The following is a 12,956-nucleotide window of genomic DNA, read 5'->3' on the forward strand; positions in this document are numbered from 1 at the left end:
GCCAGCGGTCGATTGACCCCGCGGCCCGCGCGGGCGCAGGATGCGGCCATGGACCCGACCCGTCACGCGACGCTGCGGATCGCCGGCGCGGTGGGCGATCCCGCCTTTCCACCCTGGATCCGCATGCAGGCCACGCGCCGCGGCCTGACCGGCGTCGCGGTGGAGGCGGCCAACGACGGACTGACCGTGCGCGCGGCGGGAGCGGCGGCGATGCTGGAATCCCTGGCGCTGGTCTGCGCCCTGGGCCCGAGGGAGGTCGCCGTGGACGACGTGGACTTGCAATTCGATAGGGTCGGTGCTTCGGGCGCCGACGGCGCCGAGATGCCCGAAGATTAGGCAGACGCCCGATTTCCGATCTGCCATCGCCGATGCATGTTGAATCCATGCATTCTCGTGGTGTGATGACGCGGGCACGCCGCCCCGGGGGAAGACGCGACGATGAGATGGACCGCCGTCATGCTGGCCGCCGATCTGCCCCCCGGGGCGGCCGCGGGCACGACGGTCGACGGCACCGATTTGGCGGTCTGGCGCAGCGCATCCGGTGCGGTGCATGCCTGGACGGACCGCTGCCCCCATCGCGGGATGCGCCTGTCTCACGGCTTCGTGCGCGGCGAAACCCTGGCCTGCATCTATCACGGATGGCGCTATGGCACCGACGGGGCGTGCCGGCACATCCCCGCGCATCCGTCGCTGACCCCGCCGAAGACCATCGCCGCCACGGACCACGCCTGCCGGGAGGCGGGCGGTCTGATCTGGGTCGGCGGCACGGGCGAGCCGCCCGTGATTGAGCACCCTCATCCCGTCCGAAGCCTGGAAGTCGCGGCCCCGCCCGAGGCGGTGGCCCGGGCCTTCGGCGCGGCGGAGGGGGTGCGCGTCCTCGACCTCGACGGACGCGCCGCCACGCTGGCCTTGCAACCGGTCGCGAGCGCCGCGACCCGCATCCACGCCCTGTGCGCCCGGCCTGACGACCGCCTCGCCCTGTCCCGCGCGCTCGATGCCCGCCGGGCCCGCGCCGAAGGAGACGCCGCATGACGATCGCCCCCGCCGACCGCGCCGCCTGGTACCCCGCCGCCCCCTCGTCCGCCGTGACGGAAGGACACGCGACCCCGACCGTCCTTCTGGGCGAGGGCGTCGCCCTGTTCCGCACGGACGGCGTCGCCGCGGCGACCGGCGCGGACAGGCGCGCGCTGGCCGTGACCGAACGCTACGACCATGTCTGGGTGTGTCCCGGCACGCCGGACCGCGCGCTGTTCGCGATTCCCGAGGCCGCCATGCCGGGCCGCCGGGCGGTGCCGTGCGGGTCGATCCACGTTCGCTGCTCGCCGCTTCGGGCGGTCGAGAACTTCCTCGATATCGCGCATTTTCCGTTCATCCACACCGGCATCCTGGGCGAGGAGCCGCATACGGAGGTGAACCGCTACGACGTGAGGATCGACGACGACCTGGACGAGGTCTGGGCGCGGAACATCACCTTCCACCAGCCGCAGGCCTCCGTTTCCGCCGAAGGGGCGCTGGACGTGCGCTACGAGTACCGGGTGCCCGCGCCGACGACCGCGATCCTGTACAAGACCTGCCCCGCGCGGCCCGCGGAATGGGACGTCATCGCGATCTTCGTCCAGCCCGTGTCGGAGGAGACGTGCATCGCCCATCCCTGGATGACGATGTTCGACGACGCGACCCCCCACGCCGACATGGTCGCCTTCCAGCAGACGATCTTCCTGCAGGACCGGTCGATCCTGGAGAACCAGATCCCCGCCCGTCTGCCGCTGGACCCGGGCATGGAGGTGCCGACCCAGGCCGATCTGACCTCCATCGCGTATCGCCGCTGGCTGAAGCGGCGGGGGCACGCCCACGGCGCGCAACTGGTGGCGGCGTGACGCCGGTCCTGCACGACTGGGTGCTGGACGCGGGCTGCTACCGCGTGCGGCTGCTGGCGTCGCTGCTGGGCGCGGATCTGGACCTGCGGTCGGTCGACGTCCACCCGGGCGATGCGCTGCGGAGCGAGGCGTTCCTGCTGCTGAACCCGGCGGGCACCTTGCCGGTGATGGAGGTGGACGGGTCGGTCCTGACGGATGGGCCCGCCTGCCTGACTTGGCTGGCCGCGACGCACGACGCCGGGTGGCTGGGCGATCCCTCGCCCGGTGGACGGGCCGCGCTGCAGCACTGGCTGGGCGTGTCGCACGAGCTGGCCGCGACCCTGGGCGCCGCGCGCCCGATGGACATGCTGGGCGCCTCCGGCGATCCCCGACCGCTGCGTCTGGCGGGTCGGGGCCATCTGCGCCGCCTGGATGCCGCGCTGGCCCGAGGGCGGTGGGACGGGCGCGCCTTCCTGCTGGGCGACCGGCCCACGATCGCCGACGTGGCCTGCTTTCCGGACGTGGCCCTGGCGGGCGATTGCGGCATGTCGCTGGACCCCTACCCTTCGATCCGGTTGTGGATGCGGGCGGTCCGCGGCCTGCCCGGCTTCGTCCCCATGCCGGGCATCCATCCCCTGCACGAGGCGAGCCCATTCCCGGAGGACGCCCGCGGGTCGGGTGCGGACGCGGCCCGGGGGACGGCGGCGTGACCGCGTTCCTGCTGAAGGGCTGCGCGGCCATCGTGACGGCCCACGACGCGCCCGTCCTGCGCGACCACGACCTGCTGACCGACGGCCCCGCGGTCGCGGCCATAGGCCCCGACCTGTCCGGCCCGGACCTTCCCCAGGACGCGCAGGTGATCGACGCGTCGGGGTGGTTCGTCTATCCGGGGCTGGTCAACACGCATCACCACTTCTTCCAGTGCTTCGTGCGCAACAGGGCCGAACTGGACTGGACCAAGCTGACCGTCCTGGAATGGCTGGACCGCATCTATCCGGTCTTCGGCCGCCTGACCGAGGACGCGTTCCACCATGCCAGCCTGTCCGCGATCGCGGAGCTTCTGAAGCACGGCTGCACCACGGCCTTCGACCACCAGTACTGCTTCCCCCGGCATGCGGGCACCCGCATCGTCGACCGTCAGATCGAGGCGGCGGAGCGGTTCGGAATACGGATCCACATAGGCCGCGGCGGCAACACCCTTCCCAAGTCGAAGGGCAGCACCATCCCCGACGCGATATTGGAGACGACGGACGCCTTCCTGTCCGACTGCGCCCGCCTGATCGACGCCTACCACGACCCCCACCCCTTCGCGATGCGCCAGATCGCGGTGGCACCCTGCCAGCCGGTGAACTGCTGGCGCGATACGTTTGTGGAATCCGTGGCGCTGGCCCGCGACCGCGGCGTGCGCCTGCACAGCCACGTGGGCGAGGGCGAATCGGAGGTGATGCGCCAGCGGACGGGCATGCGGACGGTGGAATGGTGCGAGGACGTGGGCTTCGCCGGACCGGACACCTTCTATGCCCATTGTTGGGAGCTTTCGCGCGACGAGCTGGCGGCGATGGCCCGCACCGGCACGGGCGTGTCGCACTGCCCCGAACCCGTCTATCTGGTCGGCGCGGAGGTGACGGACATTCCCGCCATGCACGCGCTCGGCCTGACGGTGGGGCTGGGCGCGGACGGGGCGGCGTCGAACGACAACTCCGACCTGATGCACTGCATCCATTCGGCGTACATGCTGCAATGCCTGGCCGCGGGACGCCGCGACGACCCGGTGCCGCACCCGTCCGCCTTCCTGGGCCACGCCACGGCGGGCGGCGCCGCGCTGCTGGGCCGCGACGACATCGGGCGGCTGGGCCCCGGCCTGGCGGCCGACCTGTTCGCCCTGGACACCCGGCGGCTGGAATTCGCGGGCACGCGCCACGATCCCGTCAGCCTGATCCCCAAGGTCGGCGTCGGCCGCCCCGTCGACCTGACGATGGTCAACGGCCGGATCGTCTGGGACGGGACGCAGTTCCCCGGCCTGGACGAGGCCGCCATGCTGGCCGAGGCCGAGACCGTCCTCGACACGATCATCCCCCCCGGCACCACCATTTGAAGGAGAGACTCATGAGGACCTTGAAGACGCTGGCCACCCTGGCCCTGTCGGCCGCGCTCGCGCTGCCCGCCGCCGCGCAGGACGATACGCTGAAGGCCATGGTCATGCTGCCGTCGCCCGAAGGCGACGTCGGCTGGTCGTTCACGATGATCGAAAGCCTGCGCCGCGTGCAGGCCGAGTACGGCGACGCGATGGACCTGACCGTCATCACGCCGATCCCCGAAGGTCCGGACGCCGACCGGATCATGAACAACGCGGTCGCGGACGGGAACGAGTTCCTGGTCCTGGGCTCGTTCGGCTACATGAACGGCGGGATCCAACTGGCGAAGCGCAACCCCGACATCGATATCCTGCATGCGTCCGGCTATCTGACCGAGGACAACTTCGCCCCCTTCGCTGCGAAGTACTGGCAGGGCACGTATCTGATGGGCATGGCCGCCGCATCGCTGACCGAATCGAAGAAGCTCGGCGTCGTCGGCGCCTTCGCCATCCCCGAGCTCATCACCTCGATCAACGCCTTCGCCCTGGGCGCGCGCGAGGTCGACCCCGAGATCGAGGTCTCGGTCGTCTGGGTGAACTCCTGGTTCGACCCCGCGGCCGAGCAGGACGCCGCCCGCGCGCTGCTGTCGCAGGGCGTCGATGTCCTGTTCTCGAACGCCCAGGACACGCCGTCGGTGGTGTCCCTGGCGGAGGAGGAGGGCGCGTACGTGTTCAACCTCAACTCCTCCATGAAGGCCTATGCGCCGTCGCGCTATCTGGGCGTGGTCGGCACGGACTGGTCCCCCTGGTTCGCCGAGAAGATCGCCGGGCACCTGGACGGCACCTTCGAGGGCGAGTTCGCCTGGCTGGGCTTCGGCGACGACGTCCTGTTCATGGCGGATTACAGCGCGGACATCCCGGACGACGTCGCGGCCCTGATCGCCGAGCGGGAGGCCGCGATCCGATCGGGCGACTTCGACGTCTTCGGCGGGCCCCTGGTCGATCAGTCGGGAACCGAACGGGTCGCTTCGGGCGCGTCCATGTCGGACCCCGAGATCCTGGGCATGGACTGGCACGTCGAGGGCGTGACCACGCCCCTGCCGAACTGACCGGGGCCGTGCCCGCCCCCCTGCTCTCGCTGCACGGCGTGACCAAGCGGTACGGCCCGGTCCTGGCGAACGACGCCGTGGATCTCGACGTGGCCGCCGGGTCGATCCACGCCGTGCTGGGGGAGAACGGGGCGGGCAAGTCCACCCTGATGAAGCTGATCGCGGGGGTGGAGCGCCCCGATGCGGGTCGCATCGAATGGGACGGGGCACCGGTCGCCCCGTCCTCCCCGGCTCAGGCGCAGAGGATGGGCGTGGGCATCGTGTTCCAGCACTTCGCCCTCTTCGAGACGCTCAGCGTCGTGCAGAACGTGGCCTTGGTCATTCCGGGACGGCAGGCCGACCTGGCCCGCCGCATCCGGGACACCGGCGATCGCTTCGGCCTGCCCGTGAACCCCGACGCGATGGTCCACCGCCTGTCGGTGGGCGAACGCCAGCGGGTCGAGATCATCCGCTGCCTGATGCTGGACCCCCGCCTGCTGATCCTGGACGAGCCGACATCGGTGCTGCCGCCCCAGGCGATCCCGCCGCTCTTCGACACGCTTCGCGGCATGCGGGACCGGGGGATGGCGCTGCTATTCATATCCCACAAGCTGGGCGAGATCCGCGACCTGTGCGACACCGCGACCATCCTGCGCGGCGGGCGGGTGGTGGACAGGGTCGATCCCCGGGACCGGACGCCCACCGAACTGGCGCAGGCCATGATCGGACGCGACATGCCGCCCCGCGTCCGGGCCGTGCCCCGCATGCCCGGAACCGTCCGCCTTTCGCTGGAGGGCGTGACCTGGGACAACCCCGACCCGTTCGGCACGTCGCTGTCCGACGTCTCGCTCGGCGTGCGGTCGGGCGAGGTCGTGGGCATCGCGGGCATATCCGGCAACGGCCAGGCGGAGATGGCCGCGATCCTGTCGGGCGAGGTCACGCTGGATCGCGCGGACGCCGTGACGCTGATGGGCCGCCCCGCGGGCCGGACCGGGGCCGCGGACCGCCGCCGCGCGGGCCTGGCCTTCGTGCCGGAGGATCGGCTGGGTCGCGGTGCGGTCCCGGACATGTCGCTGTCGGACAACACGCTGCTGACGGCGCACGGCCACGGCCTGACCTGGCGGGGCTTCCTGCGGCACGCGCGCGAACGGGCCATGACGTCCGCCATCATCGCCAACAACGACGTCCGCACCCCGTCGGCGGCGACGGAAGCGGGCGCGCTGTCGGGCGGCAACCTCCAGAAGTTCGTAATGGGGCGCGAGATCGCGCTGGCCCCCGACGTCCTGGTGGTGGCTCAGCCCACCTGGGGCGTGGATGTCGCCGCCGCCGCCGCCATCCGCGCGCGCCTGATCGCGCTGCGCGACGCGGGCTGCGCCGTCCTGGTCATATCGGAGGAGATCGAGGAGCTGTTCGAGATCTGCGACCGGATGCACGTCCTGCACCACGGGCGGCTGTCGCCGTCGCTGACCACCGCCGACGTGACGCCGACCGACGTGGGCCGCCACATGATCGGGGCGGCGTGATGGTCCGGCTGATGCGGCGCGACCGCGCATCCCGCTCGGCCATGGTGGCCGCCCCGCTGCTGGCGCTGGGGGCCGCCGTCCTGGTCAGCCTGATCCTGTTCGCCGCCCTGGGAAAGCCCGCGGGCGTGGCGCTGCACGCGTTGCTGATCCGACCCTTCGCGTCCTGGTATTCCTTCTCCGAGGTGCTGTTGAAGGCCGCGCCCCTGATGCTGATCGCGCAGGGTCTGGCCATCGGCTTCCGCGCCAACGTGTTCAACATCGGGGCCGAGGGGCAGTTCGTCATGGGCGCGGTGGCCGCCTCCGCGCTGCCGGTGCTGGGGGGCGATCCGTCGGGTCCGTGGGTGATGCCCCTGATGCTGGGGGCGGGCATGGCGGGGGGGCTGGCCTGGGCCGGGCTCGCGGCCTTCGCGCGGGACCGGTTCGGCGCGAGCGAGATCCTGGTCACCCTGATGCAGTCGCTGATCGCCGTGCAGGTCCTGAACTACCTGCTGCTGGGGCCATGGAAGGATCCGCGCGGCTTCAACTTCCCCGTCAGCGTGATGTTTCCCGACGCGGCCCTGCTGCCGATCCTGCTGCCCGGAACGCGGACAAACGTGCTGCTGGTCTTCGCGCTGCTGGCCAGCGTGCTGGCCTGGGTCCTGATGCGGCATCGCCTGACCGGGTTCCAGTTGCTGGTGGGCGGCCTGGCGCCGGGGGCCGCGCGGTACGCGGGCATCGCGCCCCGGCGCGCCGTCTGGCTGTCGCTGGGGCTGGGCGGGCTGGCGGCGGGGCTGGCCGGCGCGGGCGAGGTGATGGGCCCCCTGGGCCAGCTGCAGCGATCGGTGGCGGCCGGCTATGGCTATGCGGCGATCGTGGTGGCCTATGTCGGCGGGCTGAACCCCCTGGGCATCGTGGTCGCCGCGGTCGCCATATCGGCCGTCTACATCGGCGGCGACGCCGCGACCGTCAGCGCGGGCCTGCCCGTCCCGGCGGTGGAGGTGTTCCAGGGTCTGCTGCTGGCCTTCTACCTGGTCGCCTTCGTCCTGGTCCGCTACCGCATCGCCCGGATGCCCGGCCCCGCGACCCGCGCCGCGACGCCGCGTCGCGGGGGCCGTCCGCGGACGTTCGACGGTCCGGTGCCGTCGGCGGCGGATGGCGGTCCGTGACCATCCTGGCCTTCGTTTTCGCGGGCATCCTGGCCGCGTCGCTGCCGCTGCTGCTGGCCGCCCTGGGCGAGATGGTGGTGGAGAAGACGGGCCTTCTGAACCTGGGCATTGAGGGAATGATGGCCCTGGGCGCCGCGGTGGGCTTCGTCGCGGTCTATCTGACCGGCAGCCACGTCCTGGGCCTGGCGGGGGGCGCCCTGGCGGCGGCGCTGCTGTCGCTGGCCTTCGCGGGCATGGTCCTGGGGGCCCGCGCGAACCAGGTCGCGGCGGGGCTGGCCGTGGGCGTGCTGGGCCTGGGGCTGTCCGCGCTGTTCGGGGCATCCTACGAATCGTTCACGGTATCGGGCCTGCCGAAGCTGGCCGTGCCCGCCCTGTCGGATCTGCCCGTCCTCGGCGGGCTCTTCCGGCAGGACGTCCTGGTCTGGGCCGCGATCCCGGGCGTCGTCGTGCTGTGGTGGGTCCTGGAGCGCACGAAGGCGGGCTTGGTGATCCGCGCGGTGGGCGAGAACGCGGACGCCGCGCGGGCCATCGGATACGACGTGGTCCTGATCCGCGCGGGCGCGGTGGCCTTCGGCGGCGCCATGGCGGGCCTGGGCGGCGCCTATGCCTCGACCGTCCTCACCCCGCTCTGGGCGGAAGGGATGATCGCGGGGCGGGGCTGGATCGCGCTGGCCCTGGTCGTGTTCGGGACCTGGCGGACGGGGCGCGTGACGCTGGGCGCGCTGCTGTTCGGGACGCTGGTGCTGGGCGGACTGGCCGCGCAGGCGGCCGGCGCGCGGGTGCCGTCGCAGCTCCTGGCCAGCTTGCCCTATCTCGTGACGATCGTCATGCTATGCATCCTGTCGGCGGGTCGCCGACGAGCCTGACGGAACGGCCGGCCCGCCCCGCGGGTTTGCCGCTTGCACCACGGAAGGGGACCGGACCGCTGCCAGACGCCGACGCCATATCGAACGCCGCCGCCGGGGCCGACCGGTTCGCCCCGCTCGAGGCGGGACACGACGCGCCCTCGCCCGACGCGATCCCGATCGCGGGCTGGAAGCGAATCGGCAAGCGCGTGATCCAGGCCCTGATGAGCGACAAGCTTTGGACCAACTGCGCCTGCGTGGGGTTCTTCGGCTTCCTTTCGGTCTTCCCGATCCTGGCCATCTTCGTGCTCCTCTATGGTCTGGCCTTCGACCTGGACGCCGTGAACGCGCAGATCGCGGTGCTGGAGCCGTTGGTGCCGGAGATGGTCTTCGGCCTTCTGGCCGATCGTTTGACGTCGCTCGCCACGAACTCCAACAGCGATCTGACCCTCGGGCTGCTGATCTCGACCGGCGTGGCGCTGTGGACCGGGTCGCGTGGGACGAACGCGATGATCGACCTGCTGAACCTGGCCTATCACGAGGAAGCGTCGCGCAGCTTCGTGCGCCGGCTGATGACGGCGATCGCGCTGACCATCGGGGGTCTGATCGGCCTGATCGTCGTGCTGCTGACGGTGGCGGCCATCCCCATCGTCGTCGGCAACATCCCGTTCGACCGCACGGCCGAGCTGATCGCGCTCTACGCCCGCTGGCCCGTCCTGGCGACGTTGATCTTCGCGGGCCTCACGCTGCTCTATCGCTTCGCGCCGAACCGCCGCGACGCCCGTTGGCGCTGGCTGATGCCGGGCGCCATCACCGGGTCCGTCCTGTGGATGGCCCTGTCGGTCGCGTTCTCGATCTACGTGGAACGGTTCAACGACTACGGCGCGATGTTCGGCACGCTGTCGGTCGCGGTGGTGATGATGCTGTGGGTCTATTACTCCGCGCTGGTGATCGCCATCGGCGCGATCCTGAACGCCGAGATCGAGCTTCAGACCCGCCGCGACAGCACCGTGGGCCCGCCGAAGCCGCGGGGGCAGCGCGGCGCCGTGGTCGCCGACGCCCTGCCCCCGCCCGAAGCGAAGCAGGAGCCGAAGGAGGCCTAGCACGCGCGGGACCGATCGGGCCTTCATGCTGCACTGCGGCGAAAGTGATCGGGCCTGGGGCGCGGGGCGGCCGTTCCGATGCGAACAGTCTGCCCGGGAGCGGGACGCGGTGCAACCGGAGCTACGATCAAGGAAACAGGGGGTCTGGCGGGTCCCCGGGGGACGGCCGGCGCGGGGGGACGGGCGGCATGGTCGTATCCGGCCCGTGTCTGCCTTCCGTCTGCGTTCCGTCTGCTCCGCGTCGGACGAAATCGGTGCGCGGGCCGGGATCGTCTGGTCGGGGCGGCGCCGAAGGATCAGTCCGCTTCGGTCCTGAACCGGGCCAGCACCTCGGGCGGCAGCGCGTCCAGCTGGGCCTTGCAGCTCTCGTAGCCCGCGTCGATCGCGGCCTCGAACCGGTTCCAGTCCAGAAGGCCGATGCGGGGCAGCACGGGACGCAGGCACAGGTCGGCCCGATCGCGCATCCGTCGCTGTCGTTCCAGCGATCCCAGCACGGTGGAGGTCAGGATCGTCGACAGGATCCCCGGCACGCGGTAGCGACGCCGCTTGCGGCCCCGGAACCGGTCCAGCAGCATCTGCCAGCCGGTGGGCATCGCGTCCAGCTGCACGGGGCGGGACGGATTGCCCAGCAGGTCGACCCCGATGGTCCTGGCCACGCCCATGTCCTCCAGCACGTCGACGGGCAGGTTGTTCACCACGCCCCCGTCCACGTGCAGCGCGCCGTCGATCAGCACGGGCGGCAGCACGCCGGGGATGGCATAGGTGGCCGCGAGGGCCCGCCACAGCGGCCCGCGGGTCATCACGACCTGCTTCTGGTTCGTGAAGTCGGCGGCCACCGCGAAATAGGGCGACCACGTGTCCTCGACGTCGGCATCGTGTCCCGTGGCCCGGTGGACGGCATCGCGGCCCAGCCTGCGCGTCTTCTCGCCCTTCACCATGCTGATCAGCGGAAAGATCGTCCAATCGCTGGTGGGCGAGCCGTGGGCGACGAAGACCTCCTTCGTCGCGGACTCCAACGCGTCGCCCCGCAGGCCCATCGCGTGCCAGGCGGCCATGGCCGCGCCGATGCTGGTCCCGCCGATGACGTCCGGCACGATCCCGTGCTCGGCCAGGGCCCGGATCGCGCCCAGATGCGCCGCCCCGCGCGCGCCCCCGCCCGCCAGCGCCAAGCCCACGGCGCGGCCGAACAGCATCCGGGCCATGCGGCGCATGTCGCCCGCGTTGCCCCGGCGCAGGTGGAAGTGGCGGTCCACCCGCCGTCCGTCCAGCCAGGCCGCCGTCCGGGTGGGGGCCTTCGCGTCCGCGTCCTGCAGCAGCACCAGGGTGCGACGCGGCAGCGGGCCCCCCGGCAACGCATCCCCCAGGATCGCGTCCACGGCACCGGGCGACGGGTCCGCGGATGCGGCGGCCAGCATCACGACCTCGTCGGCATGGGCCAAAAGCGCGGGCAGGCCGGACCGGTCGCCCGCGGGGACGATCACGAACGCGCCCGTCCCTTCCGCCGCCGCGAAGTCGGCATCCGATGCGTCCGAAGGCAGGTTCACCGCATCGGCGATGCCGGCACCGGCCAACGCCCGCACGAAGGCGGCGGCATCCACGTCGTCCGACAGGGGCACGCAGCAGACCACGCCCGGCACGTGGGCCGGATGCCGGGGCCGGGCGGCGCGCTGTTCGCGCGCGATCATCGTGCGCCCGACCGCCAGCCCCAGCCGGGGGTGGCGTTCCACCAGGGCGTCGAAGGCGGCGGCCTCGATGCGGGCCACGACGGACCGGCGCGCGGCGCGGACGGTGGCGTTGCGTGGGGCACCCGACACGACGCCCACCTCGCCCACCGTTTCGCCGGGCCGAACCTCGCCGAAGATGGCGTCGCCCCGTCCGGCCCAAAGACGCCCGGACAACAGGATGAACAGGGCGTCCGGGGGGGACCCCTCCTCCATCAGGACCTCGCCCGGGCCGAGGGTCAGCAGCGCGGAGATGGCGACGTCGTCTAGTGGATCGCCCCCGTCCGGTGCATCGTCCAGCCCGAAGACCCGCCGCAGGGCACGGGCGGCGAAGGCGGCCGCATCCTCCTGGGGCGATATCGGCTCGGGCGCGGAGGGATCGGCGGTCATCCCGCGATCAATGGACGCATGGAACGGTCGAATCAATCCACCCTAGCTGCGGATGCATCCTGGACCGGCGGTGACGTCACGGCGCGAAACCGTTCGAAAACGTCGGAAACATGTCGGTTTCAGTCCCCGAACGGATATGATTAGCTACGCCGCAAGACCGCGCCAACAGCGGTCCGGGTACAGGGAGAAGATGGAATGCGTATCACTGCAATGCTGCTTGGCACCGCGATGGCGCTGCCGATGGCGACGTTGGGCACCGCAGCACTGGCCGACGGCCATTCGTCGTGCGGCGAGGTGTCGATCACCGAGATGAACTGGGCGTCCTCCGCGGTCGTGACGTCGGTCGCCACGTTCCTGATGGAACAGGGCTATGGCTGCTCCGTGACGAAGGTGCCGTCCTCGACGACGCCGTCGCTGGTATCGGTGGCCGAGAACGGCACCCCCGACATCGTGACCGAGCTGTGGATCAACGGCACGCCGGCCTATGGCGAGCTGTCGGATGCGGGCACGATCGTGACGCTGACCGACGTCCTGTCCGATGGCGGCGTCGAAGGCTGGTGGATGCCGAAGTACATCGCCGACGAGCATCCCGAGCTGACCACCATCGAGGGCATGCTGGCCAACCCCGACCTCCTGGGCGGACGCCTGCACCAGTGTCCGGAAGGCTGGGGCTGCAAGAACTCCAACGCCGCGCTGGCGCGCGCGCTGGACATGGAAGGCGCAGGCTACGAGATCTTCCAGCACGGGTCCGGCGAGACGATGGCGACCGCCATCGCCGCGGCCTTCGAGAACGAGGAGCCGATCCTGACCTATTACTGGGCGCCGACCAGCGTCCTGGGCAAGTACGAGATGGTGAAGGTCGACTTCGGCGAGTACGACGAGGAAGGCTTCATGTGCAACGCCGACCCCGCCTGCGAGACGGACACGGTCACCCCCTATCCGGTGGGGCCCGTGAAGACGATCGTGACGACCGACTTCCAGGAGCGGCAGCCGGCCATCGCGGACCTGATGACCAACGTGCAGTTCACCAACGCCCAGATGGGCGACATCCTCGCCTGGCAGGATGCGAACAACGCGTCGGCCGACGAGGCCGCGGTGTACTTCCTGACCAGCTATCCGGACGTGTGGTCCGGCTGGATCTCGGACGACGCGCGGGCGAACCTGTCGGCGCTGCTGTCGAACTGATCGAACGGCGGGGCGGGCCTTCGGGT

The 12,956-nt window shown here is 71.3% G+C and carries 12 protein-coding genes; 11 read left to right on the forward strand and 1 reads right to left on the reverse strand.

Annotated features, from left to right (window positions below; translation table 11 throughout):
• Positions 1–48: 48 nt before the first annotated feature.
• The 10 genes from P0084_RS14540 to P0084_RS14585 all read left to right on the forward strand — a co-directional run bounded on the left by P0084_RS14540 (position 49) and on the right by P0084_RS14585 (position 9,634).
• Positions 49–336 (forward strand): acylphosphatase, encoded by a 288-nt coding sequence (locus P0084_RS14540; RefSeq protein ID WP_308917595.1) that lies wholly within the window; start codon positions 49–51, stop codon positions 334–336.
• 102 nt (positions 337–438) lie between these two features.
• Positions 439–1,032, forward strand: coding sequence for a Rieske (2Fe-2S) protein (locus P0084_RS14545; RefSeq protein ID WP_308917596.1), 594 nt, complete (start codon positions 439–441; stop codon positions 1,030–1,032).
• Positions 1,029–1,877 carry an aromatic ring-hydroxylating dioxygenase subunit alpha gene (locus P0084_RS14550; RefSeq protein ID WP_308917597.1) on the forward strand — a complete coding sequence of 283 codons (849 nt, stop codon included), beginning with the start codon at positions 1,029–1,031 and terminating at the stop codon, positions 1,875–1,877. The genes P0084_RS14545 and P0084_RS14550 overlap by 4 nt, the downstream gene beginning before the upstream one ends.
• Positions 1,874–2,566 (forward strand): glutathione S-transferase family protein, encoded by a 693-nt coding sequence (locus tag P0084_RS14555; RefSeq protein WP_308917598.1) that lies wholly within the window; start codon positions 1,874–1,876, stop codon positions 2,564–2,566. Before P0084_RS14550 ends, P0084_RS14555 begins: the two co-directional genes overlap by 4 nt.
• On the forward strand, positions 2,563–3,951 hold the full coding sequence (locus P0084_RS14560) for an amidohydrolase (protein ID WP_308917599.1): 1,389 nt from the start codon (positions 2,563–2,565) through the stop codon (positions 3,949–3,951). Before P0084_RS14555 ends, P0084_RS14560 begins: the two co-directional genes overlap by 4 nt.
• A gap of 11 nt (positions 3,952–3,962) precedes the next feature.
• Positions 3,963–5,039, forward strand: a complete 1,077-nt coding sequence (locus P0084_RS14565; RefSeq protein WP_308917600.1) for a BMP family ABC transporter substrate-binding protein — start codon at positions 3,963–3,965, stop codon at positions 5,037–5,039.
• Between the two features lie 8 nt (positions 5,040–5,047).
• Positions 5,048–6,541 carry an ABC transporter ATP-binding protein gene (locus tag P0084_RS14570; RefSeq protein ID WP_308917601.1) on the forward strand — a complete coding sequence of 498 codons (1,494 nt, stop codon included), beginning with the start codon at positions 5,048–5,050 and terminating at the stop codon, positions 6,539–6,541.
• Positions 6,541–7,686 carry an ABC transporter permease gene (locus P0084_RS14575; RefSeq protein ID WP_308917602.1) on the forward strand — a complete coding sequence of 382 codons (1,146 nt, stop codon included), beginning with the start codon at positions 6,541–6,543 and terminating at the stop codon, positions 7,684–7,686. The genes P0084_RS14570 and P0084_RS14575 overlap by 1 nt, the downstream gene beginning before the upstream one ends.
• Entirely contained in the window at positions 7,683–8,552 is an 870-nt protein-coding gene (locus P0084_RS14580) for an ABC transporter permease (RefSeq protein ID WP_308917603.1), read from the forward strand. Before P0084_RS14575 ends, P0084_RS14580 begins: the two co-directional genes overlap by 4 nt.
• Positions 8,553–8,578: 26 nt before the next feature.
• On the forward strand, positions 8,579–9,634 hold the full coding sequence (locus P0084_RS14585; protein ID WP_308917604.1) for a YihY/virulence factor BrkB family protein: 1,056 nt from the start codon (positions 8,579–8,581) through the stop codon (positions 9,632–9,634).
• Between the two features lie 296 nt (positions 9,635–9,930).
• Here P0084_RS14585 and P0084_RS14590 read toward each other — a convergent pair whose 3' ends face one another.
• Positions 9,931–11,745, reverse strand: a complete 1,815-nt coding sequence (locus P0084_RS14590; RefSeq protein WP_308917605.1) for a patatin-like phospholipase family protein — start codon at positions 11,743–11,745, stop codon at positions 9,931–9,933.
• 195 nt (positions 11,746–11,940) lie between these two features.
• On the opposite strand from P0084_RS14590, the gene P0084_RS14595 reads away from it, so the two are divergent.
• On the forward strand, positions 11,941–12,930 hold the full coding sequence (locus tag P0084_RS14595) for a glycine betaine ABC transporter substrate-binding protein (RefSeq protein ID WP_308917606.1): 990 nt from the start codon (positions 11,941–11,943) through the stop codon (positions 12,928–12,930).
• The last annotated feature ends 26 nt before the right edge of the window (positions 12,931–12,956 follow it).

The sequence above is a fragment of the Jannaschia maritima genome (assembly GCF_030973515.1).
GTDB classification, from domain to species: Bacteria; Pseudomonadota; Alphaproteobacteria; order Rhodobacterales; family Rhodobacteraceae; genus Jannaschia; species Jannaschia maritima.